Raw genomic sequence first — 25,003 nt, 5'->3', positions numbered from 1 at the left:
CGGCCCCTCGTCATACCGGCGGGAATCGTTTATTCCACTGCCCGGAGTCATCGATATTCGCCGTCCCCCGTATCCACGGACGGCAGCCGACAGGAGTCATATGGCCGACCTCATGCGCGCCCGGAACGGTGCCCGGAGTGACGCACGGAGCGATGTCCGCAGCGACGCCCTGAACTACGCACAGAACCACCTGTACTACCCGGTCAGCGCGTACGAGATGGAGCACGGCGAGGGCGTCCATCTGTATGACACCGACGGCAACGAGTACCTGGACTGCGCTTCCGGCACCTTCAACCTGAGCCTCGGCTACGGGCACCCCGAGGTGGTCAAGGCCATGCGGGACCAGGCCGAACGACTGGTGCACACCACCTCGACCTTCCAGACAGCCCCCGTCAACGAGCTCGTGCGGCGGTTGGTCGAGGTGACCCCGCCGAACCTGACCAAGGTGCACCTCAAGGTGTCGGGCGGCTCCACCGCCAACGAGGGCGCGGTCAAGATGGCGCAGCTCGCCACCGGCCGCCGCGACGTCATCACGCTGTTCCGCAGCCACCACGGCCAGACCATGATGACGACCACCATGTCGGGCGAGTCCTTCCGCAAGGCCCCTTTCCCGCACCTGATGCCCGGCGTGCTCCAGGTCCCCGACCCCTACTGCCTGCGCTGCTTCTACCGCCAGGCGGGCCCCGACAGCTGCGGCATGCTCTGCGTCGAGCGCATCAACGACTTCCTGGACCACGCCAGTTCCGGCAGCGTCGCCTGCGTGGTCGTCGAACCGGTCTCCGGCAGCGGCGGCAACATCGTGCCCCCCGACGGCTATCTGCCCGCGCTGCGGGCCCTGTGCGACGAACGGGGCATCGTCCTCGTCTTCGACGAGATACAGACCGGCATAGGCCGGGTCGGCCGGATGTTCGCCGCCGAGCACTACGGGGTCCGACCCGACATCCTGACCACCGCCAAGGGCCTCGGCGGCTCCGGCGCCCAGATCGCGGCCATCGTCGCCGACGAGCGGATGTCCGGGCTCAGCAGCGACCACCACTCCTTCACCTACGGCGGCAACGTCCTCGCAGCCGCGGCAGCGGCCACCACCCTCGACGTGATCGGCCGCCCCGGCTTCCTGGAGAACGTCCGGGAGGTCGGCGCCCACATCATGGAACGGCTGCGTGCGCTGGCCGCCCGCCACCCCGCCGTCGTGGACGTGCGCGGCCTCGGCCTGATGATCGGGATCGAGATCGGCGACGACCAGGGACGACCGCACAGCGAACGGGCCCAGGCCCTGGCCCGGCGCGGCATGGACCACGGCCTGATCCTGCGTACCTCCCGCTACGGCCGCGGCAACGTGATCAAGATCCGCCCGCCGCTGATCCTCACCCGTACCGAGGCCGATCTGCTCTGCGACCGGATCGACGCCCTCTTCGACGCGGAGGCTGCCGCATGACCGGCCCCGAGCACGGCGGCCCCCGGGGGGCCGCAGCCATGCGGCAGTACGTGACCGGCCTCGCCGGGGCCGTCCGCGAGGCCGTACTGGCCGCCCAGCACTCGACCGGCAGCCGCCTTGTCCGGGGCCACTCGCCGGGCGGGGACGCCCAGTTCGGTCTCGACGACGTCGCGGAGGCGGCCACCTGGAAGTACGTCGCCGACCATGACCTGCCCGTCGCCGTCTACTCCGAGGACCGCGGCCTGCAATACCACGGCACGGACCCGGACCACCTGCTGGTCGTCGACCCCATCGACGGCACCCGGCCCGCCGTCGCCGGTCTGGAGTCGGCCACCGTCTCGGTCGCCGTGGCCCGCATGTCCCGGCTCCCGCGCATCGCCGACGTCGAGCACGCGATCCTGATGGAACTGCGCTCGGGCGCCTACCTCTACGGGGACCGGACGACACCCGGCATCACCGCGCACGGCTACGACCATCCCGTACCGGCGCTGACCCGCACCACCGACCCGGCGCGGATGTTCTGGTCGCTGGAGTTCAACGGCCACCCGGCCCAGCTGATGACCGAGGCGTACGGCCACCTCATCGACCGCTCGGCCAACACCGGCGGCGTCTTCGTCTTCAACAGTGCCACCTGGTCCATCTCCCGGCTGCTCACAGGCCAGCTCGACGCCTACGTGGACATCGGCAACCGGCTGCTGCGCGACGACCCGGCGCTCCTTCCCGAGTTCGAACGCGTCGGCAACGGCCGGGTCCTGCACCTGTTCCCGTACGACATCGCGGCGGCCGTATTCCTCGCCGAGCGGGCCGGGGCGGTCATCACCGACGGCTACGGAGAACCGCTCGGCGACACCGTCCTGACCGACCTGAGCATCGCCAACCAGCGGTCCTGCGTGGCCGCCTCCACCCACGAACTCCACCGGGCGCTGCTGTCGGCCATCCGCTGGAAGGAGTGACGCCCATGCGCCCCCCGATCACCCCGCCCGCCCGGGTGGACAGCACCACGACAGCGGACGACACCGAGTTCCGGGCCCTGCTCGACCGGCTCTCCGACAAGGCCACCGCCGACTACTACAACCCCTTCACCACCTTCGACTGGCCGGCCGAGATCCCCACCGACGAACTCTGGATGTCCCCGGAACTGCTCTCCCTCCACGGCACCGAGCTGATGGACGAACTGAGCCCCGCCCAGCTCCAGGACCTGAGCCGGTGGGAGAGCGTCAACTTCTACAGCCTCAACGTCCACGGCATCCGCGAACTGCTCATCGAAGTCACCCGGCGCGTCCACACACCCGGCTTCGAGCTGCCCTCCGAGTTCTTCCACCACTTCATCGGTGAGGAGAACGACCACATGTGGTTCTTCGCCACCTTCTGCCTCAAGTACGCCGGCAAGATCTACCCCGACAGGTCGGTCAAGCTGCCCGAGGCCCCACGCGACCCGGACATCGAGAACTTCCTGGTCTTCGCCCGGATCCTGGTCTTCGAGCAGATCGTGGACCACTACAACGTCCAGCTGGCCGCCGACCGCCGCCTGCACCCGACCGTCCGGCACATCAACCGGCTGCACCACCAGGACGAATCCCGCCACATAGCCTTCGGCTGCCGTCTGGTGCACCTGCTGTGGGAGCGGCTCCTCGACCGCGGCCTGGACGAGGCGGCCCGGCACGAACTGCGCAGCTATCTCGGCCGCTACCTCACCACCAGCGTCGAGTCCTTCTACAACCCGGCCGTCTACCGCGACACGGGACTCCCGGACGGCTTCGCGCTGCGCCGACGGCTGCTCAGCCACCCCGCCCGGCAGGCCGCCCACGCCAGGGTCCTGCACAAGACAACCGGCTTCCTCCACCGGATCGGGGTGTTCGATGCCCGTCACTGACCCCGCGTCCATGGGGGAGGGCGCGACCACCTGGTCGGTCCGGGACGGACTGGCCACCCTCGACGAGCCCGCCGTCCTGCTGAAGGGCGCACTCGACGCGGTGTTCACCCGCTGGGGCACCGAGGCCGGAGCCCGGCAGCGGAGCTATCCACCGCTGCTGCGGGCCGAGGAGCTGGCGTCCCTCGACTACTTCCGCAACTTCCCGCACCTGGGCAACCCGGTCACCCGCATCCGCCGCGACCGGCTGGCCGCCCGCGCCGCTGCCCCGACCCGAGACATCGCACTGCCCGCGGCCGACCTCGCCGAAGCCACCCACCTGCTGCCCTCCGCGGCCTGCTACGGCTGCTTCCTGCACCTCTCCGGCACCAGCGCCGACACCCCCGTCCTGATCACCACCGTCGCGCAGTGCTTCCGCAACGAGGACCACCACGACGGGCTGCGCCGGCTCTGGGGGTTCACCATGCGGGAGATCGTGTGCGTCGGCTCCGCCGAAGCCGTACGAACCCACCTCGACCGGCACCGGGAGCGGATCGCCGCCTTCGGCACGGCCCTCGGCCTCACCCTGGACCGGCAGCCCGCCACCGACCCGTTCTTCGAGAAGGACGGCTCCCGCACCGTCATGCAGCTGCTCGCCCCGGTCAAGGACGAGTACCTGCACACCGACGGCACCGCCGTGGCCTCCACCAACAACCACCGCAACTTCTTCGGCGAGCGCCGTGCCATCCGCCACGCGGGCCGCCCGGCCTTCACCGGCTGCGTCGCCTTCGGCCTGGAACGGTGGGTGCACGCCCTCGGTGACCTTTTCGAAGGGGACCTGGCCGCCGCGCACCGCGCGGTACGGCGGGCGGGGGAGCGCTCGTGACCCGGCTGGCCGCCCGGCTCGGCCTCGGACTGCCGCTGCTGCAGGCCGGGATGGGGGCCGTCGCCGGGCCCGGGCTGTGCGCCGCGGTGTCCAGGGCCGGAGCGGGCGGCACCCTCGCGCTGTACAAGGAACCACCCGCGCGGGCCGTCCGGCTGGTCCGTGAGGTGGCGGCTGCCACCGGCCGCCCGTTCGGGGTGAACGTGATCCCCGAGGTCACCGGCCCGGCCCCCTGCCTGGACCAGCTCCGGGCGGTCCTGCCCGAACTGCCCCCGGGCGCCTTCGTCACCTCCTTCGGGCTGCCCGACGCCGACGCGGCCCGGGCCGTCCGGGCCGCCGGGCACCCGCTGGTGGTCCAGGTCGGCACCCTCGCGGACGCCGGCACCGCCCTCGGACGGGGTGCGGCCGTCCTGGTCCTCCAGGGCAGCGAAGCCGGCGGCCATCTGCTCGGCTCGCTGCCCGTGGAGCTCCTGCTGGCCGCCGTCCGTGCCCGCTACCCGCACGCGGTACTGGCCGTCGCGGGCGGGATCGCCACCGGAAGAGACCTCGCGGACGCCGTGGCCCGGGGCGCGGACGGGGCGATGGCCGGAACCCTGTTCGTCCCGGCCGCGGAATCCACCGCACACCCGGAGTTCAAACGGCGGGTGGCCGAGGCCGTGGCAGACGACACCATCGTCACCTCCCTGTTCGACATCGGCTGGCCGCACCGCCCGCACCGCGTCCTGCGCAATCCCCTCACCACCACCGCGGGACGCGCCCCGGCCACCTTCATAGCCACCACTCGGGTGGACGGGCGGGACTACCCGGTACCGCGCTACAGCGCGGCGGCTCCGGGGGACGGAACCACCGGCCGCATCGAGGAGATGGCCATGTACTGCGGCCGGTCCTGCGACCGCGTCACCGCCCGGCACCCGGCCGCCGTCACCGTCGACCGGATCGGCCGGGAGTACCAGAACGCCCACAGTTCCCGCGCAGCCTCCCCGGGCCCCGCGAACGGCGCCACCGCGCGCACGAGCGGCTCCCACCCGCCGAACCGGATCCACGAGAGGTAACGATGGACGACGTGATCAAGCCGGTCGTGGACTGGCTGCGCGAACGCAACCCCACCGTCGGGGAGATCCCGGAGGACCTCGACCTGATCGAGAACCGGCTGATCGACTCGCTCAGCTTCATGGAGTTCATCCTGCTGGTGGAGGACCTGATCGGGCGGGAACTGCGGCTCGACCGGATCGACGTGGACCAGTTCCGCACGCTTCGCTCCCTCACGCACCACTTCCTGAAGGGGTAGTCCGCCATGGCGCAGGACCCGCCGCCGCCCGGACCCGGCCGTGTCACCTCCCTGCACCTTGCCGCGCACCCCGGCGAGCCCACCTTCCGCGTCGCGGAGGCCCGCGCCGTGGCGGGCCACGGCCTGGTGGGGGACCGCAACTACTGGGCGGGCGAGGGCCCCCGGCCCCGGCGCCGGGGAACCGGCCGGACGTCCGGGGTCTGCGACATCACCCTCATCGAGGCCGAGGCCCTCGACGCCCTGGCCCGCGAACACGGCATCACGCTCACCCCCGCCGAATGCCGCCGCAACCTCGTCTGCCGCGACATCCGGCTCAACCCGCTGGTGGACCAGGAGTTCCGGATCGGCGCGGTGGTCCTGCGCGGTCTCAGACTCAGCGAACCCTGCGTCCGCCTCGAACAACTGGTGCGCCCCGGCCTGATCCGCGGCCTGCTGCACCGCGGCGGGCTGCGGGCCGAGGTGATCCGCGGCGGGACGGTCCAGGTGGGCGACCTGATCCTCCCGCTGCCGCACGACGCACGGCCGTTGCCCACCGTTGCCGCCCCCCTTCCCTGAGGCGGCACGGATGGCCACCGGAACAGGCCCGGACCCCGGCCGAACCGTCCGCACCGGGACGCCCGGTGCATCGTGGGGAGGCCCGCGATCCGGCGTACGAGTGGCCAGGAACAGACCGTAAGCATCCATGCCCGCGGATCGGGGCGACCCCCGCCGTGGCCCCGCAGACAGGAAGACAGCATGGCGATCGAAGGCGCCGCCCCCGGGCGGAAGAGCGGCACGGCAACGGAATCCGGCGCCGACGCCCCCTCGGCCAAGGCCGTGGAGCGCGCGGAAGGGGCGGCCAAGGAGTTCGCGGCGGCGGGCACGGCCGTCTCCGTACGCATGCTGGAGTGGGGCTTCGCCCTCCGCCTCGACCAACGGGCCGCCGACCGCCTCGCGGGCCTCGACAGCACCGCGCCCCACAACGGCTTCCGCGACCTCGTGTCACAGGTGCTCGCCGGATCCCTGCCCGCGGATGTCGCCGCAGCCGTGGGCGTGGCGCTGACCGGCCGCGCCGAACAGATCCGGTCGGCCGCGCGGGGCGCCGGGTGCGAGCTGCTCTCGCCGTGGTCCACGCCGACCCTCCTCGCCCCCACGGCCCTTGACGCGCCGCCGCGCGCGACCGGCCTGTGGTTCAGCGTGTTCACGCCGGGCGCGGGCTGGGGAACCGACGCGCAGTTCACGCCCCACTACGCCTCCGAAACCCCTGCCCTGGCCGTCTTCCGCGAAGACCTGTACTGCGTCTACCAGGGCCGGGGCGACAATCCCGGCCTGCGGTGGACCGCGCACCGCGCGGACGGCAGCCGCTCCGAGGACCAGCCGTTCCCGGCCCACCACACCCTCGGCAGCCCGGCCCTGGCCGTGTTCCGGGACCGGCTCTACTGCGCGCACCGCGGTGGCTCGGGCGACTGGGGCATCGCGGTGACCTCCTACGACAGCGGTACCTGGACGCCGGACCGGCCGGTCCCGCACGCCGAGAGCGTCTACGGCCCGGCGCTGGCGGTCTTCCATGACGCCCTCCACCTCGCCTACGCCGACTCCGCCCAGCGGATCATGGTCACCACCAGCCGGGACGGCCGCGACTGGACAACCCCCGAACCCGTCCCCGGCTGCGCCACCACGAGGTCCCCGGCGCTCGCCGTGTACGACGGCGCCCTCCACCTGCTGCACGGCAACCCCAAGGACGGGGCCGTCCACTGGAGCCGGCTGCGCGGCACCGCCTGGACCGCCGAGGGCGCGCTGCCGGGGCACCGTACGCGGAGCAACATCGGTCTCGCCGTCTTCGAGGGCAGGCTGATGTGCGTCCACCGCGACCCAGCCCGCCAGCAGCTGTGGTGGTCCTCCTTCGACGGCGCCGGGTGGAGCACGGACACCGAGATTCCGGGGCACAGCAGCAAGTACGGTACGGCGCTGGCCGTGCACCGGGACCCGGCCGGCACCCGCGACCAACTCCTGTGCGTCCACCGGGGCCACGCCCAGCGCTTCGTCACCGTGGCAGGGGAGGTGCTGACCGACGAGGACCCGGCGGGGCTGCACGAACTCGACGACCCGGGGTCCGCCACCGACTGAGACCGGCCCCTCGCGGCGGCCGGGACGCGCGAGGCCGCGCTCCGGCCCTCAGCCCTGCGCCGGTGGCCCGTGGAGCGTCTCGCGCAGGAGGGCCGCCTCATGGTCCAGGTGGTGCAGCAGCGCCTGGAGGGCGGGGGTGCGTGTGCGGTGGGCCGCCTCGGTGGTGCCCACCGTGCGTCCCACCGAGGGCAGTTCGACCGGCAGGGCTTCGAGGTGCTCGTCGGCGCGCAGGACCAGTTCGGGCAGCAGTGCCACCATGTCCGTCTGCACGAGCAGCGCCCGCATGGTGAGGAACGACGTGCACTCGACCCGGTCCGGGGGCAGCGTGAGGCCCCGGTCCACGAAGAGGGCGCCGAGCTCCTGGCGCAGTGCGGTCTGTTCGACCGGGAGGATCCACGGGAAGCCGAGGGTGTCCGTGAGCGCGACGTCGGCGGTCTCCAGCAGGGGGTGGCCGGCGCGGACGGCGAGCCGGATGCGCTCCCGGTACAGCCGCCTCTGGCGCAGACCGTCCCCCTCCTTCGGTGCGGGTCCCACCCGGCCGACGACGACGTCCAGTTCGCCTGACAGCAGCGCGGGATGGAGGACGTCCGGGGTCCCTTCCCGCACGACGACCGTGAGGCCGGGCCGGTCCCGCTTGAGCTGGGCGACCGCCCGGGGGAGCAGCACATTGGTGCCGGCGAGGAGCGCGCCCACCGTCACCGTGCCCTCCCGGCCCTGCCGCAGCGCGGTGAGGCGTTCCTCCGCCCTCCGCATCTCGGCGAGCACGGCGCGGGCGTGCTCCGTCAGCGCCTCTCCGTAGAGCGTCGCCCGCATGCCGCGGGGCTCCCGGACGAAGAGCGGCAGATCGGCGATGCCCTCCAGCTCGCGCAGGGTCCGGGTCGCGGCGGGCTGGGTGAGGTGCACGCTCTCGGCGGCCCGCACCACGCTGCCGTGGTCGACGATCGCGACAAGCAGGGTCAGGTGCCGGAACTTCAGCCGGCCGTCCAAGAGGTCCATCGCCGGGGCTCCTTCCGGGAGCTGGGTGGCGGGCCGAACCTCGACATACCCAATTCGGTATGGAGATCATGCCTTTTGGCATTGGTTCGGCATAGCTCGGTGGGCGCATGCTACCCGCACACGCCGGGTCCAGATCCGAATCCCCGGCCTGGCAACGGAGGTCTGCAAGGTGCGCTCAGCTGTGCGGCATTACGTAGGGGGCGGGTTCGACGCGTCGGGCGTCCCGTTCCCGCTCATCGACCCGGCCCGCGGGCACACCGTCGGAGAAGCGCCCTCCGCCACGCGGGAGTTGGTCGACCGCGCGGTGGACGCGGCGCGGGCGGCACTGCGCGGGCCGTGGGCCTCGTGGAGCCCGGCGGACCGTGCCCGGATGCTGCACCGGATCGCCGACGGCATCGAGGGGCGCTTCGAGGAGTTCGTCGCCGCCGAGTGCGCCGACACGGGAAAGCCCCGCGAGCTCGCCTCGACGGTCGACATCCCGCGTGCGATCGCCAACTTCCGCTCGTACGCCGATCTCCTGGCCGGGCGCGGCGAGCGGTCCTGGCACACCAGCACCCCGGACGGCCGTGGCGCGCTGAACTACACGGTGCACAAGCCGCTCGGCGTGGTCGCGGTGATCTCGCCGTGGAACCTGCCGCTGCTCCTGCTCACCTGGAAGGTCGCCCCCGCCCTCGCCACGGGCAACACGGTGGTCGCCAAGCCCTCCGAACTCACTCCGGGAACCGCCTGCCTGCTGGCGGAGGTGATGGCCGAGGCCGACGTACCGGCGGGAGTCTTCAACCTCGTCCACGGCCACGGTGCGGACGCCGCCGGGCAGTGGCTCACCGAGCACCCGGGGGTGGACGCGATCGCCTTCACCGGGGAGTCGCGCACCGGCGGGACGATCATGCGGGCCGCCGCGGCGCGCCTGGCCCCCGTCTCGTTCGAGCTGGGCGGCAAGAACGCCGGGCTCGTCTTCGCCGACGCGGATCTGGAGAAGGCCGTGGAGGGCACCCTCCGTTCGTCCTTCACCCACAGCGGGCAGGTGTGCCTGTGCACCGAGCGGGTGTACGTGGAGCGGCCGGTCTTCGACGCGTTCGCCGAGGCTCTGGCCACCGGCGCGCGGGCGCTGAGCGGGTACGGCCCGATGATCTCGGCGGCGCACCGCGACAAGGTGCTGGGGTACCTCGGCAGGGCGGCGGCCGACGGCCATGTGCTCGCCGGCGGCGGGGTGCCGTGCTTCTCCGACGACCGGGACGGCGGCTTCTGGGTGGAGCCGACCGTGCTGACGGGGCTGCCGGAGGACCATCCGGCGGTACGGGAGGAGATCTTCGGGCCCGTCGTCCATCTGGCGCCGTTCGACACCGAGGAGGAGGCGCTGGCGCTCGCCAACAACGGTCCGTACGGGCTGGCCGCGACGGTGTGGACGGGTGACGTGAGCCGGGCGCACCGCGTCGCCCCCGCCCTCGACGTCGGGATCGCCTGGGTCAACACCTGGAACCTGCGCGACCTCCGTACTCCCTTCGGAGGGGTGAAGGCATCCGGGATAGGCCGCGAGGGCGGCGACCACTCCCTCGACTTCTTCTCCGAACCGATGAATGTGTGCGTGAAACTGTGACCACGGTGGACGAAGCGGTGGCAAGGGCCGCCGAACGACTCGACACGGCGCGCCGGACGGGTGTCCCGTGCGCCCCCGTCCGCGACCTCCTCCCCGACGGGGACCTCACGGCCGCCTACGCCGTCCAGACCGTCCTCAGCGACCGCCGCCTCGCCGAGGGGCGCCGCGTCACCGGCTGGAAGATCGGTCTGACCTCGGCGGCGGTACAGGCCCAGCTCGGCGTCGACACACCGGACTTCGGCCCGCTGATGGACGACACCGCGGTGCCGGACGGCGCCGAGATCCCCTGGGGCGCGGTGCTCCAGCCGCGGGCCGAGGCCGAGGTCGCCCTGGTCCTGGAACAGGACCTCACCCACGAGCGGCACACCGTGGCCGAGGTGATCCGGGCGACCGCGTTCGCGCTGCCTGCTATTGAGGTGGTGGGCAGCCGGATCCGCGACTGGGACATCTCGGCCGTCGACACCATCGCCGACAACGCCTCCAGCGGCGCGTACGTCCTGGGCACCCGCCCCGTACCGCTGCGGGAACTCGACCTGCGGACCGCCGGCATGGTGCTGGAGCGCCGGGGTGAGCCCGTCTCCACCGGTGCGGGCGCGGCCTGTCTGGGCAATCCGCTGCACGCCGCCGTCTGGCTGGCGGACACCCTCGTGCGGCTCGGCCGCCCCCTGCGGGCCGGGGACACCGTGCTGACCGGCGCGCTGGGACCCATGACGACCGTCGAGCCCGGCGACGTACTCGAAGCACACATCGACGGACTCGGTTCGGTACGTGCGGCCTTCGGGCGCACCGCACAGGAGGGGAGCACCCGATGAACGTCACGGCACTGGCCGAGACCCTGGACAGCGCGGCACGGGACAGACGTCCGCTGCCGGGCGGCGGGAGCGGACTGACGGACACCGAGGAGGCGTACGCCGTCCAGGAAGCCCTGATCGGGCTGCGGCTGGCCCGCGGTGAGCGGCTCACCGGCTTCAAACTGGGCTTCACCAGCCTGGCCAAGATGCGGCAGATGGGCGTGGCCGACCTGATCCACGGGCGGCTGACGGACCGGATGGAGATCGCCGACGGGGGTCGTCTGGACGTCTCCGGGCTGATCCACCCCCGGGTCGAGCCCGAAGTGGCCTTCCTCCTCGGCGGCACGCTGCGCCCCGGCACCGACCCGATGGCGGCGGTCGCGGCCGTGGCCCCCGCGCTGGAGGTCATCGACTCCCGCTACGACGGCTTCCGGTTCTCCCTGCCCGAGGTGATCGCCGACAACACGTCCGCGTCGGGCTACGCCGTCGGGCCGTGGCACGCCCCGGGCGACCTCGGCAACCTCGGGGTCCTCCTGGAACTCGACGGGCGTCCGGCCGAGACCGGCTCCACCGCGGCGATCCTCGGACACCCGGTGCGCGCCCTCGCCGCCGCGGCCCGGCTCGCCGGTTCACTGGAGCCCGGCACGGTGATCCTCGCCGGCGCGGCGACGGCCGCCGTACCGCTGCCGCCCGGAACGCACGTACGGGCCACCGTCGCGGGCCTCGGCACCGTCCGGTTCACCACACAGGACGAGGCATGATCGTGCCCGGCGCCGCCCCGCCCCGCGGCCGTTTCCCCCATCTCCGGCGCGCGGGCGACCTGGTCTTCGTGTCCGGTACGAGCTCGCGCCGCCCCGACGGCACCTTCGCCGGCGCGAGCGCCGACGCGATGGGGGTGACGGACCTCGACATCCGGGCCCAGACCCGTGCGGTGCTCGACACCGTCGGGCGTCTGCTGGCCGCCGTCGGCGGGGGCCTGGACGACCTGGTGTCCGTGACCACGTACCTGGTGAGCATGAACGACTTCGGCGGCTACAACGAGGTCTACGCCGAGTACTTCGACGAGAACGGTCCGACCCGCACCACCGTCGCCGTCCACCAGCTTCCCCATCCGCATCTGCTGATCGAGATCAGCGCCGTCGCCCACATCCCTCCGAACAAGGAACCGCGCCGATGACCATGCAGCCGTTCAACCTCCAGGGCTGGATCGAGGAGCACCGCCATCTGCTCAAGCCGCCGGTCGGCAACGTCCAGATCTGGCAGGACGCCGATCTGATGGTGACGATCGTCGGCGGCCCCAACCGCCGCACCGACTTCCACGACGACCCGATCGAGGAGTTCTTCTACCAGCTCAAGGGCGACATGGTGCTGCGAGTCATGGACGAGGAGGGACAGCCGCCGCGCGACATCCACATCCGTGAGGGCGACGTCTTCCTCCTCCCGCCCCACGTGCGGCACTCCCCGCAGCGACCGGAGGAGGACAGCGTCGGCCTGGTCGTCGAGTTCGCCCGGCCGCAGGGACAGCGGGACGCCTTCGAGTGGTACTGCACGCGCTGCCACCACCTGGTCCACCGCAGCGAGGTACAGCTCAGCTCGATCGTCGACGACCTGCCCCCGGTGTTCGCCGCGTTCTACGGCGACGACGCCGCCCGTACCTGCGGGAACTGCGGGGCCGTGCACCCGGGCAGGGACTGGCCGCAGGAGCTGCGCCCGCGCACCCGTCGCGACGGGGCGGACGGCGCATGACCGTCGTCGACATCCACGCGCACGTCTTCCCCGAGATCGGCCGTGCCGAGTCCCGGCGGCTCACCGGCTCCGACGACGGCCCCTGGCTGCGGACCACCGACGGCCCGGACGCCGGAATGATGATGGCCGGCGCCGCCGAGTACCGGCCGGTGCGCCGCACCCTGTGGGACCCCGCGGAGCGCGTCGCCGACCTGGACCGGCTCGGCGTGGACATCCAGGTGCTGTCCAGTACACCGCTGCTCTTCGGCTACGGCCTGGAGTCCGGGCGCGCCGCCGACTGGTGCCGTACGGTCAACTCCCGCCTCCTCGCGTACGGCTCGTACGCCCCTCACCGGCTGGCCCCGCTGTGCCAGGTGCCGTTGCAGGACACCGAGGCGGCCTGCGACACGCTCAGCGAGGCGATGCGCCAGGGATTCCACGGTGTCCACATCGGCAACCACCTCGGCGACCGCGACCTGGACCACGGGGCGCTCCTGGAGTTCCTCACGCACTGCGCCGAGGAGAACGCCGCCGTCCTGGTCCACCCCTGGGACCTCCCCACGGGCCCGCGCTTCTCCCGGTACATGCTGGCCTGGCTGGCGGGCATGGCCGCCGAGACGCACCTGACCATCCTGTCGCTGATCCTCTCCGGCGCCTTCGAGCGTCTGCCGGCTTCGCTGCGGCTGCTGTTCGCCCATGGCGGCGGCAGCTTCCCGTACCTCCTGGGCCGGGCCGACAACGCCTGGCACCGCCGCGACCTCGTCCGCGCCGACACCCCGCACCCGCCCTCGCACTACACCGACCGCTTCTCGGTCGACTCCGCGGTCTTCGACCCCGGTGCGCTGCGCCTGCTGGTGGACGTGATGGGCGCGGAACGGGTGCTGCTCGGCTCCGACCATCCCTTCCCGCTCGGCGAGGAGGCGATCGGCCGGCTGGTACGGGAGAGCGCCCTCACCCCTCAGGAACAGGAGGCCGTCCTCGGCGGCAACGCCGTCCGTTTCTTCGGTCTGACCCCGCTGCTGAAGGAGGCCGTCCGATGAAGGCAGCCGTGATCGGATCGGGCAACATCGGCACCGATCTCCTCATCAAGATCGTCCGAGGTCCGGGGAACGTCACCGCCGCCGCGATGATCGGCATCGACCCGGAGTCCGAGGGACTGGCACGGGCACGTCGGCTCGGGGTCCGGACCAGCGCGGAGGGAGTCACGGGGCTCCTCGCCCTCGACGACTTCGACGACATCGACATCGTCTTCGACGCCACCTCCGCGAGCGCCCACCACCGCAACGCGGCCGCGCTCGCGCCGTACGGCAAACGGATCGTCGACCTGACCCCGGCGGCCATCGGCCCCTACGTCGTCCCTCCCGTCAACCTCGACGAGCACCTCGACGCCCCGAACCTCAACATGGTCACCTGCGGCGGCCAGGCCACCGTCCCGATCGTCGCCGCCGTCTCGGCGGTGGCACCGGTGCACTACGCGGAGATCGTCGCCTCGATCGCCTCGCGGTCGGCCGGTCCGGGCACCCGCGCGAACATCGACGAGTTCACCGAGACCACCTCCCGCGCCCTGGAGCGGGTGGGCGGCGCCGCCCGGGGCAAGGCGATCATCGTCCTCAACCCGGCGGAGCCGGCGCTGCTGATGCGCGACACCGTGCACTGCGTCGTCGACGACTGCGACACAAAACAGGTGGCCGCCTCCGTGCGCGCGATGGCCGAGTCCGTCGCCGCGTACGTGCCCGGCTACCGGCTCAAGCAGGAACCCCAGTTCCGCAGGGTGGCCGACGACGACCCGCTGACCCGGCTCGCCGGGGGCGGGCGGCTGCTCGTCTCGGTGTACCTGGAGGTGGAGGGCGCCGCCCACTACCTCCCGGCCTACGCCGGAAACCTCGACATCATGACCTCCGCCGCGCTGCGCACCGCCGAGCGCCTGGCCGAACGGAGTCCGGCCCGATGACCTCGGTCTACATCCAGGACGTCACCCTTCGCGACGGCATGCACGCCGTCTCCCACCGCTACACCCTCGACCAGGTGCGGGCCATCGCGGCCGCCCTCGACGCAGCGGGCGTCGACGCCGTCGAGGTCGCCCACGGCGACGGCCTCTCCGGCTCCTCCGTGACCTACGGCCCCGGCGCGTTCACCGACTGGGAGTGGCTGGAGGCGGCGGCCGAGGTCCTCCACAGGGCCAGGCTGACCACCCTGCTGCTGCCCGGCGTCGGCACGGCGCACGACCTGCGCCGCGCGCACGCGCTCGGTGTCACCTCCGTGCGCGTCGCCACCCACTGCACGGAGGCGGACATCGCCGCCCAGCACATCGGCCTGGCCCGGGAACTGGGGATGGACGTGGCGGGCTTCCTCATGATGTCCCACATGGCCCCGCCGGCCGAACTGGCCGCCCAGGCCCGCCTCATGGAGTCGTACGGCGCGCACTGCGTCTACGTCACGGACTCCGGCGGCCGGCTGACCATGGACGGCGTACGGGAGCGGGTCCGCGCCTACCGCGACGTCCTGGACCCCGCCACCGAGATCGGCATCCACGCCCACCACAACCTCGGCCTGGGCGTGGCCAACAGCGTCACGGCGGTGGAGGCGGGCGCCTGCCGGGTGGACGCCTCGCTCGCGGGCCAGGGCGCCGGAGCGGGGAACGCGCCACTGGAGCCGACGGTGGCCGTGTTCGACCTCATGGGCTGGGAGCACGGCTGCGCACTGTTCCCGCTGATGGACGCGGCGGAGGAGCTCGTACGGCCGACGCAGGACCGGCCCGTCCGGGTGGACCGCGAGACGCTGACCCTGGGCTACGCCGGGGTGTACTCCAGCTTCCTCCGGCACGCGGAGACCACCGCCGTGCGCCACGGTCTGGACACGCGGGACCTGCTGGTCGAGGCGGGGCGACGACGACTCGTCGGCGGACAGGAGGACCTGCTCGCGGACATCGCGCTCGACCTCGTGAACGACCGCGGTCGCGACGCCCCCGTGCCGGCTGCCTCCGCCGGTTCCCTGCCCACCGCCTCACACGCAACGACGGAGTGACCCCGTGCTGAACGAATCGACAACCGAGAAGCAGACCGCAACGCTCATCGACCGCGCCGCCGCGCTGGACGCCGCCGACCCGCTCGCGCACGTCCGGGACCGCTTCCTCCTCCCCGAGGGAGTCGTCTATCTCGACGGCAACTCCCTCGGCGTCCTTCCCGCGGCCGTTCCCCCGGCCGTCGAGGACGCGGTGCACCGACAGTGGGGCACCGACCTGATCCGCTCCTGGAACAACAACGGCTGGTGGGAGGCGCCGGTACGGACGGGCGACGCCATCGGCCGCCTGATCGGCGCGTCCCCGGGCCAGGTGGTGGCAGGCGACTCCACCAGCGTCCAGCTGTTCAACACGCTGCTCGCCGCCGCCCGGCTGCGCCCCGGACGCCCCCTGCTGCTGACCGACCCCGACCACTTCCCCACCGACCAGTACATCGCCGACTCGGTGGGACGGCTGCTGGGCCTGGAGGTCCGCAGGGTGCCCGCGCGCGACGCCGCCGCCGTGCTGGCAGCCGACGGGGCGGACGTCGCGGTCGCCGCCTACGCACCGGTGGACTACCGCACCGGCGAGCTGTACGACACGGCCGCGCTCACCGGCGCCGCGCACAACGCGGGAGCCCTGATGCACTGGGACCTGTGCCACGCCGCCGGCGCGATGCCCATCGGACTCGACGCCATCGAGGCCGACTTCGCCGTCGGCTGCGGCTACAAATACCTCTCGGGCGGTCCGGGTGCCCCGGCGTTCGCCTACGTCGCGCACCGCCACCAGCAGGGCTTCGACCACCCCGTGACCGGCTGGCACGGTCACGCGGAGCCGTTCGCCATGTCCGGTACGTACGCTCCCGCCCCGGGCATCACCCGGGCCCGCGTCGGTACCCCGCCCCTCCTCTCGCTGGTCGCCCTGGAAGCCGCGCTGACGGCGTACGACGGGGTGGACATGGAGTCCGTACGGGCCAAGAGCCTCGCCCTGACCGGCTTCTTCCAGGAGTGCGCCGACTTGCTCCTGGCCGGCCTGGGCTTCACCATGGCCACCCCGCGCGAGGCCGCGCGCCGCGGCAGCCAGGTCGCTCTGCACCACCCGGAGGCGTACCCGCTGGTCGCCGCGCTCACCGCACGTGGCGTCATCGGCGACATGCGCGCCCCGGACCTGCTGCGCTTCGGTTTCAACGCCCTGTACCTCACGCACGCGGACGTGCTGCACGCCGTGCGGGAGCTGCGGGACATCACGTCCACGGGCGCCCACCGGGCCGCAGCCCACCAGCAGCGCCCGACGGTCACCTGACCGGGCCGCACGACCGCCCGGCCAGCGCGATCCCCGAGGTCACGGCATCCGCCCGACCTCCGTGCGTCCGGGTCTCCACCGGTCCGTCTCCCGGCGGACCGGTACCGCGCCACCTCCGTACCCGACCCACGGGCCGGCCCCTCACCACCCCCGGACCGGTGCTCCGCAAGGCTCCCGGACCGGACCGGCCCCCTTCGCACGTCCACTCTCCGCCGCCGAGACCCCTAGGACTGTCCATGCGATCCCTCCGTACAAGAGCGGGCCTGGCGACGGCAGTCGCCGCCGTGACCGCCGCGACCCTCCTCGTGCCGGGCAGCTCCGGCGCCACCGCCGCCGCCACCGACCCGGACATCCCCGAGGTCTGCGCCGACCGCCGACCCGGGCCGGCCGACCCCGGCGCGTACGGCATGCAGCTGGACGGCACGTTCCGCCACCCCGCTCTCACGCCGGTCGACGAGGAGCACGAGCACTCCTTCCCGGGCCGCAACAAGAAGTACGACACCCGCTCGTACATCAAGAACATGAAGGTCGAAGCCGCCTACGAGGGAGCGGACTTCACTCCCGACCCCTTCCACACCTGGCAGAACATCGTCGACTTCGGCCCTCGCCGCTACATGTTCCAGTACGACCGCTCCGAGGGCCGCGTCTACGACATCACCGATGTGAAGAAGGTGAAGGTCGTCGAGAGGATGAGCCGCCAGGACGTGGACGGCGACGAGACGAAGGCCAACGGCACCTGGGCGGCCAACGACTACTGGGGCGCCTCCACCATTCAGTGGAACAAGAAGCTCGACGCGTACGTCATGGTCCAGAGCTTCGAGGACAAGCGGCAGATATCGGAACTCACCGACGACCCGGCGAACGACAAGTACACCAACCCGGAGGGGGTCAGGAAGCTGCGCGAGAAGCCCGGGCTCAAGGGCTTCAAGGTCTTCCGCCTGGACGGCCCCCGCAAGAAGGACTGGAAGCTCCTGGCGACCGTCTCCACCGACGCCACCCAGAAGGACCGCCTCGCGAGCGACCCGAACACGGCGCAGCAGGGCTCCGGTTCCCTCGACACCCCGTACTGGACCGGCGAGCGGTACATGTTCATCGCGACCGCGCCCGACGACACGTACTCCCGTACCGAGTACCCCACCAACCTTCACTCGGCCGGCTACCAGTCGTGGGACATGGCCGACCCGGCCCACCCGAAGCTCCTCGACACCTGGCACCTGCCGGGACAGCGCACCGGTGAGGACGCGGCGTACAGGAAGAACCCGCGCTGCGGCAACCGCACCAGCTGGATGGGCGCGCGGATGCCGCTGTTCATCCCCAAGCCCGTGGAGAAGGGAGGGCGTTACGCCTTCGCCGCCATGGGCGGCTACGGCCTGACGGTCCTCGACATCTCGAACCCGGCCGACCTGAGGACGGTCAGCCACCTGGACCTGCCACCGTCCGTCTCGGGCACCGAGGGCGACAACATCGACGTCTCGCAGTACGAGCGGACCGGGATCATCTACTACTCCGGCTACCCGCTCACCGAGGACTGTTACGAGCCGTACAAGGACGTCTACCAGATCGACGCCAAGGACCCGAAGAACCCCCGCGTCGTCGGCGCCCTGCCCCGTCCCACCCCGCCTCCGTCCGCCGGCATCACGGACTTCTGCCAGCGCCGCGGCAGCTTCGGCCCCAAGCGCACCGGCTCCTACACCAACCCGGGCCGGCATACCCCGGGTGTACTCGGCTACGGCTTCTACAACGCGGGTGTGCAGTTCTTCGACGTCTCCGACCCCGCCGCGCCGAAGATCGACGCCTACTTCGTCCCGAAGGCGTACGGCACCGAGACCCCCGACTACGCGTACGGCAACCAGACCCACGGCGTGTACGTGGAGTGGGACCGCAACATCGCCTGGGTGCTGACCAACCACGGCATCTACGCGCTGTCCTCACCGAAGGTACTGGGCAGGCCCGACCTCGACCGGCCCGAAAAGCCCTTCCGCAACAGCGAGTTCTGAGCCCGAGCCCTCCGGGCGAAGAGCTCCGAGCCCTCCAGGGGGCGGCGGAACGAGCCGCCGCCCCCTCCCGCCGCCGCCCCTCCGCCGCGACGCCCGCACCCACACGTACAAGAAGGACACCTGCCATGGCCGCTCCGGAAAGACCCGCCCAGGCTCCCGTCTCCCCTCCCGCCACGAGCGGTGAACCGGCGAAGGGCCCAGGTCTGGTCCGCTCCCTCACCCACCGTCAGACCACCATGATCGGTCTGGGCTCCGCGCTCGGCACCGGCCTGTTCCTCGGTTCCGGGTCGGCGATATCCGCCGCGGGCCCCGCCGTGATCATCTCGTACGCGATCGGAGCCGTACTGGTCGCGATCATCGCCGTCCTGCTCGGCGAGATGTCCGCCGCGCATCCGGTGCAGGGCTCGTTCGGCGCCATCGCGCACAAGTACCTCGGCCCCTGGGCAGGTTTCGTCACCCGCTGGATGTACTGGTTCAGCGCCGTCGTGGTCATCGGTACGGAGGTCGTCGCCTCCGCGCTCTACATCCGCTGGTGGTGGCCCGCCGTGCCGATGTCGGCGGCCATCCTCGCGATCGCGGTGGTGGTGCTCGCGGTGAACATCATCAACGTGAAGTCCTTCGGCACCACGGAGTTCTGGCTCTCCACCATCAAGGTGACCGCGCTGTGCGCGTTCATCCTGTGCGCGGCGCTCCTGGTCTTCTTCGGCCTCCCGGACACCGAGGCCACCGGCCTCGCGCACCTCACCGACGACGGCGGGTTCGTCCCGCACGGTGCGAAGTCCATCTGGACCGCCATGTCCGTCGTGATGTTCGCGTACGCCGGCTTCGAGGTCGTCGCCATCGCGTCGGCCGAGGCCACCGACCCGCAGCGCAGTATCCGCACCGCGATGCGCCAGCTCGCCTGGCGGCTCAGCGTCTTCTACGTCCTGGCGATCACCCTGGTCATCGCGCTGATCCCGTGGCGGCGGCTGGCCGCAGGGGACGGCAGCATCGAGGAGAGCCCGTTCGTGCGGGTCTTCTCCGACATCGGCGTCCCCGCCGCGGCGACCCTCACCAACCTCGTCGTGCTCATCGCCGCCGTCTCCGCCGCCAATGCCCACCTGTACGGTGCCTCCCGTCTTCTGCACTCCCTCGGCGACGACGGCCTGGCCCCGGCCCCGCTGGCCCGCCTCACCTCCCGCGGCGTCCCGGCCGCGGCCCTGGCCGCCTCCACCCTCGGTATCGCGGCCGCGGCGCTGCTCGCCTTCTACGACGTCGGCGGCATCTTCAGCATCCTGATGTCCATCGCCCTCTTCGCGGTGCTGCTCGTGTGGCTGCTGATCCTCGCCTCGTACGTCGCCTTCCGCCGCCACCGGGACGCGCACCCTGCGGAATTCACGGGCTTCACCATCCCGGGGGGCAGCAAGCTCGCACTGGTGGCCGGACTCGGGGTGCTGGCCGTCGCCGCCACCGCCGTCGAGGTCCCGGACATGCGGCAGGCGGCGGGCATCGGTCTCGCCTTCACCGTCGTCCTGCTCGCCTGCTACGCCCTGACCGCGTTCCGCCGGGCACGACGGCCCTGAGGAGTCACCGGACGGAAGCCCGCCACCGGGCTACGCCGAGGGGCGCGCGAGGCGGCCGATCGGTCCGTTCCGCCGACAGCCACGTGACCCCGGGCGATGCTGCCGGGGTCACGCCGCGCGGCACGGTTCCGCGGTTCACCGACCGGCTGCGGCCGGTGTCACGCGAGCGCCGCACCCCTATCGCCGGCGGCTGATCGGCGCATGTCCGGGCCCGTAACGATGTCCGTCCATGCTGTCCGCTGAACCTCCGAGAGGGGGGCTAGCCCCCTGACGTTTCGGAAGCAGGCTCCCTTACGTGGCCATGGCATCGAGGGCGACGATTCTCTCAGGTTGCACGGCACAAGTTGAGGGGCAGAACACCATGGACAGGCGCAGGAAGTACATCAGCCGACGGGGACTGCTGGCCACCGCGGTGGTGGCGACGGGAGCGGTCCTCGTTCCTGTGGCGGTCCAAGCCGCACCGGCCGACGGGGCTGAGGGGAAGCAGAGCGCGGTCCGCGCGCTGGAGCGGGCGGCCCATCCGCTGCGCTCGACGGAGCCCGGGGGAGACACGGCCGACCTGCGTGCCCTGGCCGCGATGATCGGCAACGCCGAAGTCGTCGGCCTCGGCGAGGCCACTCATGGCTCCCATGAGTTCTTCACCATGAAGGAGCGGGTCTTCCGCTACCTCGTGGAGAAGAAGGGTTTCACCACTTTCTCCCTGGAGATGAGCTGGTCCGCAGGGCTCCGGATCGACGACTATCTCCAGACCGGCAAGGGCGACGCCCGCAGCATCGCCAAGGAGACGCTGGGCAACTCCCCCTGGGAGCGCGAGGAGTTCGTGAGCCTTCTTGAGTGGATGCGGGAGCACAACCGCAGCCACCCCGGCCGCCCTGTCCATTTCATGGGCAATGACCTCGGCGCTCCCACACTGAGCGACGAGTTCTTCGGCCGGGTGACCGGCTATGTGCAGCGCAATCACCCGGCGGCGCTGCCACGGCTCAACGAGCTCTACGCCGGCCTGCGCCCGATCGACGACGTCTTCGCCTACCTGGGCAAGCCGCTGGCGGAACGGCAGCAGCTCGCCGCCAGGGCCCAGCAGGCCCTCGAACTGGTCAGCAGCCAAAAGGGGTCCGGCGACGAGGCGTTCGTGTGGGCCGAGCAGAACGCCCGGTCGATCGCCCAGACCACCGAGTTCCTCACGATCGACGTCACCGACCCGGACTCGGTGGCCGCCTCGCAGCGTTTCCGCGATCAGGTGATGGCCCAGAACGTCACCTGGTGGCAGCGGCAGACCGGCAGCAAGGTGCTGCTGTCGGCACACAACGACCATGTCGGTTACAGGGCCGGTGACCCCGCGATGTACCCCAAGACACAGGGATCCTTCCTGCGCGACACGATGGGCAGGAACTACCTCCCCATCGGCTTCACCTTCAATGAGGGCTCCTTCCTGTCGAAGGACACCGCCCTCGGCGGCGACTGGAAGAAGTTCACGGTGGGGGCCGCGGGCCCCGGCAGGAACGAGCACACCCTCGACCAGGTCCGCCACCGGAACTTCTACCTCGACGTCCGCCATGCCCCGGCCCGCGCACGCGCCTGGCTGAACACGGCCAGGCCCACGCTCAGCCTCGGCACCCAGTTCCCCGCAGAACCGAGCGACGTCGCCCTCGCCAAGTCCTTCGACGTCGTCATCCACCTGCACAGAGTCCGGGAGGCCGACAAGCTGAAGCCGTGACGGCGACCTCCGGGTTCACGGGACGGTCCGGTGCCCTCACGGGTTTCCTGGGCGAGGCCGAACATGATGGTGCGCAGGTTCTCCTCGAAGACGTCCGTGATGGACAGTTCGGGGCACAGATGGCGGACGGATCCTTCGAGGTCGGCGAAGGACTTTCCGAGGAGGGCGATGACGGGGCTGGACTGGATACCGCGCCGGGTGGCATGGGTGAGGACGGCGGTGAGGGTGACGCCGAAGTTGAGTTCCTCCAGCGAGGCGGAGGTGACCTTCGGGACGAGGGCGGCCACGTCGGTGCGGAAGCCCGCCAGGTCGGCCCAGGGAGTGGGGTGCCCCCTCTCGGTCCAGGTCTTCGCCAGGCCCGTGCCGTCGTTGGCCGCCACATTGAGCAGGGCCAGGACGAGGCTCCTGCTGACGTTGGCCTCCACCCGGCGACTAGTCGGTGTGCGCGGTGTGGGTGGTGATGTGGATGTACTGGACGTCGAGTTGGTTGGCGATGTTGTCGAGGACATCGGCGAGGGAGCGGACGGTCACGGGTTCGAGGCTGATTCCCGGTCCGTTCTCTGTGGTCATCACGGGGACGCCGTCGTGGGCACCGGCCTGCCAGGAGCGGGCGATGGACCGCAGGAGCGCGGTGACGTGTTCCGCGGGAACGGTCAGACGCCCGTCAGGCTCGACATTGACCTCAGGTGCCGCGAGCTGTTCTTCGTGTTCCTCGCCCTGGGAGCTCATGTCGTCCATTCGATGCCGATCCTGGTGAGGTGCTGCGCTGCTCGGAGGCGAGCCGGTCGTGGCGTGGACCGGCCTGCCTCAGGTCCTGGACGATCGCCCGGGAGAGCTCCTCGTCCTCCCCGGACCTCTCCCCGTGGCGGCCGGCGCATGCGAAGGCTCCGTGCCCATGGGAAAGTCGCTGTATCACTCGGACAACCTAACCGAATGTGGACAGCGGAGGCGGAGCAAGTGGTTCGGAAGGAGGAGGGAAGCGGAAGGAAGGGGCAGAAGAGCCCGGTGAGCCCGATAGAAGCGGTGCGGAGAAGGTCGGGTGACCAGGACCGGTGCCACCGCACGATGGGGGCATGGACGACACGACCTTGGTATCCCGATTCCTCCGCGACGGCTTCGTGAAGTTGGAGGGCGCCGTCGCACCGCGCGTGGCCGCGGACTGCGCGCGGCTGCTGTGGCGGGAGACAGGCTGCGACCCGGACGATCCGGCGACGTGGGCGCAGCCCGTGCACTGGGTGGCCGGCATGGCGCAGGGACCGTTCGCCGCCGCACCCAACTCCCCTTTCCTGCAACGCGCGTACGATCTGCTCGTCGGCGCGGGGTGCTGGGAGCCGCGCTACTCGCTGGGCACGTTTCCGCTGCGCTTCCCGCACGAGGAGGAGCCTGACGACGCGGGCTGGCACATCGAGGGGAGCTATCTGCCGGAGGGCGAGAGCTGGTACTTCACGAATCTGCGCTCCCGGGGCCGGGCGCTGCTGATGCTGTTCCTGTTCAGCGAGGTCGGTGAGGACGACGCCCCGACGCGGATCCGGGTCGGCTCACACCTCGACGTACCGAAGGTGCTGGAGAAGTACGGGGAGGACGGGGCGAGCGGGCTGACCCTTGCGCCCGATCTGGTGGCGGCGTCCGACCACCGGCCGCTCGCCCTCGCCACCGGCTCCCCGGGCGACGTCTTCCTGTGCCATCCGTTCCTGGTGCACGCGGCGCAACCGCACCACGGCGTGCGACCGCGCTTCATGGCCCAGCCGCCACTGATGCCGTCGGCGCCGTACGCACTGGAGCGGACCGACGGCGCGTACTCACCCGTGGAGATCGCGATCCGCCGGGGCCTGGGGCAGGACACGCCCGGTCCGGACGGGGACGGCGCCGACTGCGGCGCCGGGTAGGCATGCCCCGTCCATCAGGGGCATGCGGCCCGAACTGCCTCAGGACTGCCGGGGACGCGAAGGCGGATCGGGTTCCGCCGGTGTGGGGGAGGGGTGCTGGGGAGCCTGGGCCCGCAGGGCTGCGACTTCGCTCCGGAGTTCGGTGAGTTCCCGGTGCAGGGCCTGGATCGCGACGAGGGCCACTCCGTTGGCGTCGGTGCAGCAGATCGTCCTGTCGTTCTCACCCACGTTGAAGGCTTTCCACCAGTCCTGTGCCATGGGGCCCAAATGCCGTACGTGCGGCGGGTCCCAGTGATACCTCCATGTGCTGACGGGCAGTTGCACCACTTGTTCGAGTACTCGGTAGCCGTTGACCGGCTCGCTGCCGCACACCGCCCCCGACACCGCGCCGGAGGCCGACCCGGCCGCGGAAACACCCTGCCGACGGCGCTCCTTGACCGCGACCGGCGTCCGGATCCTGGCCAGGAGCGCCCTCAACCGCAAGCCGCTCACCGCTCCCAGACCACCGCGGTGACCGCGGTCTTCCACTCACGGTCGGAGAACAGGAGACTGCCACCGCCACCGCCGTTCTCGGGTCGGTTCACCGGCAGTTGGACGAGACTGCCGGCCACCCCGCTGCCGTGAGCTGTCTCACCGGCCGCCGTGACTTCCCTGTGCATGTTGATCATCGTGTTGCCGTATGCGCCATTGCCGGCCGCGAGAATGTTCTCGCTCGCCACGGCCGGGGCAGTCATGGCGCCGGTGCATGCGGCGGCCGTGGCCGACAGCACCACCAGACGGTGGCCAACGCGCTTCGTGGGCATCAAGCATCCTTTCGCCGGGGACGCCGATCACGCCCGTTCCTCCTAACGGCCCGACGCCCGGCAGGACACGT

At 71.6% G+C, this 25,003-nt stretch carries 25 protein-coding genes; 21 read left to right on the top strand and 4 right to left on the bottom strand.

Features of this window, described 5'->3' with window-relative positions; translation table 11 throughout:
* Positions 1-100 precede the first annotated feature (100 nt).
* The 8 genes from OG251_RS01910 (at position 101) to OG251_RS01875 (ending at position 7,561) form a co-directional block, all read left to right on the top strand.
* Positions 101-1,435, top strand: a complete 1,335-nt coding sequence (locus OG251_RS01910; RefSeq protein WP_326675250.1) for an aspartate aminotransferase family protein — start codon at positions 101-103, stop codon at positions 1,433-1,435.
* Positions 1,432-2,388: an inositol monophosphatase family protein gene (locus OG251_RS01905; protein ID WP_326675249.1), complete on the top strand. Its 957-nt coding sequence runs from the start codon at positions 1,432-1,434 to the stop codon at positions 2,386-2,388. The genes OG251_RS01910 and OG251_RS01905 overlap by 4 nt, the downstream gene beginning before the upstream one ends.
* Before the next feature lie 5 nt (positions 2,389-2,393).
* On the top strand, positions 2,394-3,308 hold the full coding sequence (locus tag OG251_RS01900) for a diiron oxygenase (RefSeq protein WP_326675248.1): 915 nt from the start codon (positions 2,394-2,396) through the stop codon (positions 3,306-3,308).
* The gene (locus OG251_RS01895; protein WP_326675247.1) at positions 3,295-4,170 is read left to right on the top strand and encodes a hypothetical protein; all 876 of its coding nucleotides are present in this window, start codon (positions 3,295-3,297) and stop codon (positions 4,168-4,170) included. Before OG251_RS01900 ends, OG251_RS01895 begins: the two co-directional genes overlap by 14 nt.
* The gene (locus tag OG251_RS01890) at positions 4,167-5,219 is read left to right on the top strand and encodes an NAD(P)H-dependent flavin oxidoreductase (protein ID WP_326675246.1); all 1,053 of its coding nucleotides are present in this window, start codon (positions 4,167-4,169) and stop codon (positions 5,217-5,219) included. Before OG251_RS01895 ends, OG251_RS01890 begins: the two co-directional genes overlap by 4 nt.
* Positions 5,220-5,221: 2 nt before the next feature.
* Entirely contained in the window at positions 5,222-5,455 is a 234-nt protein-coding gene (locus tag OG251_RS01885; protein WP_326675245.1) for an acyl carrier protein, read from the top strand.
* Between the two features lie 6 nt (positions 5,456-5,461).
* Positions 5,462-6,010, top strand: a complete 549-nt coding sequence (locus tag OG251_RS01880) for an MOSC domain-containing protein (RefSeq protein ID WP_326675244.1) — start codon at positions 5,462-5,464, stop codon at positions 6,008-6,010.
* 180 nt (positions 6,011-6,190) lie between these two features.
* Entirely contained in the window at positions 6,191-7,561 is a 1,371-nt protein-coding gene (locus tag OG251_RS01875; protein ID WP_326675243.1) for a hypothetical protein, read from the top strand.
* A 48-nt stretch (positions 7,562-7,609) separates the two neighbouring features.
* On the opposite strand, the gene OG251_RS01870 is transcribed toward OG251_RS01875, so the two are convergent.
* Positions 7,610-8,557: a LysR substrate-binding domain-containing protein gene (locus OG251_RS01870; RefSeq protein ID WP_326675241.1), complete on the bottom strand. Its 948-nt coding sequence runs from the start codon at positions 8,555-8,557 to the stop codon at positions 7,610-7,612.
* 181 nt (positions 8,558-8,738) lie between these two features.
* Between OG251_RS01870 and OG251_RS01865 the strand changes: the two genes are divergently transcribed.
* From OG251_RS01865 to OG251_RS01810, 12 genes are all read left to right on the top strand, one after another.
* Positions 8,739-10,154: a 2-hydroxymuconic semialdehyde dehydrogenase gene (locus tag OG251_RS01865; RefSeq protein WP_442818299.1), complete on the top strand. Its 1,416-nt coding sequence runs from the start codon at positions 8,739-8,741 to the stop codon at positions 10,152-10,154.
* Positions 10,139-10,966 carry a 2-keto-4-pentenoate hydratase gene (locus OG251_RS01860; RefSeq protein ID WP_326675239.1) on the top strand — a complete coding sequence of 276 codons (828 nt, stop codon included), beginning with the start codon at positions 10,139-10,141 and terminating at the stop codon, positions 10,964-10,966. The genes OG251_RS01865 and OG251_RS01860 overlap by 16 nt, the downstream gene beginning before the upstream one ends.
* Positions 10,963-11,706 (top strand): 2-keto-4-pentenoate hydratase, encoded by a 744-nt coding sequence (locus OG251_RS01855; RefSeq protein WP_326675238.1) that lies wholly within the window; start codon positions 10,963-10,965, stop codon positions 11,704-11,706. The genes OG251_RS01860 and OG251_RS01855 overlap by 4 nt, the downstream gene beginning before the upstream one ends.
* Complete coding sequence (locus OG251_RS01850; protein WP_326675237.1) at positions 11,703-12,122, top strand: RidA family protein; 420 nt, start codon at positions 11,703-11,705, stop codon at positions 12,120-12,122. Before OG251_RS01855 ends, OG251_RS01850 begins: the two co-directional genes overlap by 4 nt.
* Positions 12,119-12,691 carry a 3-hydroxyanthranilate 3,4-dioxygenase gene (locus OG251_RS01845; RefSeq protein ID WP_326675235.1) on the top strand — a complete coding sequence of 191 codons (573 nt, stop codon included), beginning with the start codon at positions 12,119-12,121 and terminating at the stop codon, positions 12,689-12,691. Before OG251_RS01850 ends, OG251_RS01845 begins: the two co-directional genes overlap by 4 nt.
* Positions 12,688-13,710: an amidohydrolase family protein gene (locus tag OG251_RS01840; protein ID WP_326675233.1), complete on the top strand. Its 1,023-nt coding sequence runs from the start codon at positions 12,688-12,690 to the stop codon at positions 13,708-13,710. Before OG251_RS01845 ends, OG251_RS01840 begins: the two co-directional genes overlap by 4 nt.
* The gene (locus OG251_RS01835) at positions 13,707-14,621 is read left to right on the top strand and encodes an acetaldehyde dehydrogenase (acetylating) (protein ID WP_326675231.1); all 915 of its coding nucleotides are present in this window, start codon (positions 13,707-13,709) and stop codon (positions 14,619-14,621) included. Before OG251_RS01840 ends, OG251_RS01835 begins: the two co-directional genes overlap by 4 nt.
* Positions 14,618-15,694 carry a 4-hydroxy-2-oxovalerate aldolase gene (gene dmpG, locus OG251_RS01830; protein WP_326675229.1) on the top strand — a complete coding sequence of 359 codons (1,077 nt, stop codon included), beginning with the start codon at positions 14,618-14,620 and terminating at the stop codon, positions 15,692-15,694. Before OG251_RS01835 ends, dmpG begins: the two co-directional genes overlap by 4 nt.
* Positions 15,695-15,701: 7 nt before the next feature.
* A complete protein-coding gene (kynU, locus tag OG251_RS01825) occupies positions 15,702-16,970 on the top strand; it encodes a kynureninase (RefSeq protein WP_326681120.1) in 1,269 nt (422 codons plus the stop codon).
* Positions 16,971-17,206: 236 nt separating this feature from the next.
* On the top strand, positions 17,207-18,967 hold the full coding sequence (locus tag OG251_RS01820; protein WP_326675227.1) for a hypothetical protein: 1,761 nt from the start codon (positions 17,207-17,209) through the stop codon (positions 18,965-18,967).
* 125 nt (positions 18,968-19,092) lie between these two features.
* Entirely contained in the window at positions 19,093-20,529 is a 1,437-nt protein-coding gene (locus OG251_RS01815) for an amino acid permease (protein ID WP_326675226.1), read from the top strand.
* A 361-nt stretch (positions 20,530-20,890) separates the two neighbouring features.
* Positions 20,891-22,243, top strand: a complete 1,353-nt coding sequence (locus OG251_RS01810; RefSeq protein WP_326675225.1) for an erythromycin esterase family protein — start codon at positions 20,891-20,893, stop codon at positions 22,241-22,243.
* 432 nt (positions 22,244-22,675) lie between these two features.
* Here OG251_RS01810 and OG251_RS01805 read toward each other — a convergent pair whose 3' ends face one another.
* Positions 22,676-22,981: a hypothetical protein gene (locus OG251_RS01805; RefSeq protein WP_326675224.1), complete on the bottom strand. Its 306-nt coding sequence runs from the start codon at positions 22,979-22,981 to the stop codon at positions 22,676-22,678.
* 335 nt (positions 22,982-23,316) lie between these two features.
* Between OG251_RS01805 and OG251_RS01800 the strand changes: the two genes are divergently transcribed.
* The gene (locus OG251_RS01800) at positions 23,317-24,129 is read left to right on the top strand and encodes a phytanoyl-CoA dioxygenase family protein (protein WP_326675222.1); all 813 of its coding nucleotides are present in this window, start codon (positions 23,317-23,319) and stop codon (positions 24,127-24,129) included.
* 39 nt (positions 24,130-24,168) lie between these two features.
* Here the strand turns inward: OG251_RS01800 and OG251_RS01795 are convergent, their stop codons facing one another.
* Complete coding sequence (locus tag OG251_RS01795) at positions 24,169-24,621, bottom strand: tail fiber domain-containing protein (protein WP_326675221.1); 453 nt, start codon at positions 24,619-24,621, stop codon at positions 24,169-24,171.
* The gene (locus OG251_RS01790; RefSeq protein WP_326675219.1) at positions 24,618-24,932 is read right to left on the bottom strand and encodes a hypothetical protein; all 315 of its coding nucleotides are present in this window, start codon (positions 24,930-24,932) and stop codon (positions 24,618-24,620) included. The genes OG251_RS01795 and OG251_RS01790 overlap by 4 nt, the downstream gene beginning before the upstream one ends.
* Positions 24,933-25,003: the final 71 nt, after the last annotated feature.

Origin of the sequence: Streptomyces sp. NBC_01237, from assembly GCF_035917275.1 — a bacterium.
Lineage (GTDB): Bacteria > Actinomycetota > Actinomycetes > Streptomycetales > Streptomycetaceae > Streptomyces.
The sequence above is the reverse complement of the archived record's forward strand: the minus strand, read 5'-3'. Positions and strand labels throughout refer to the sequence as shown.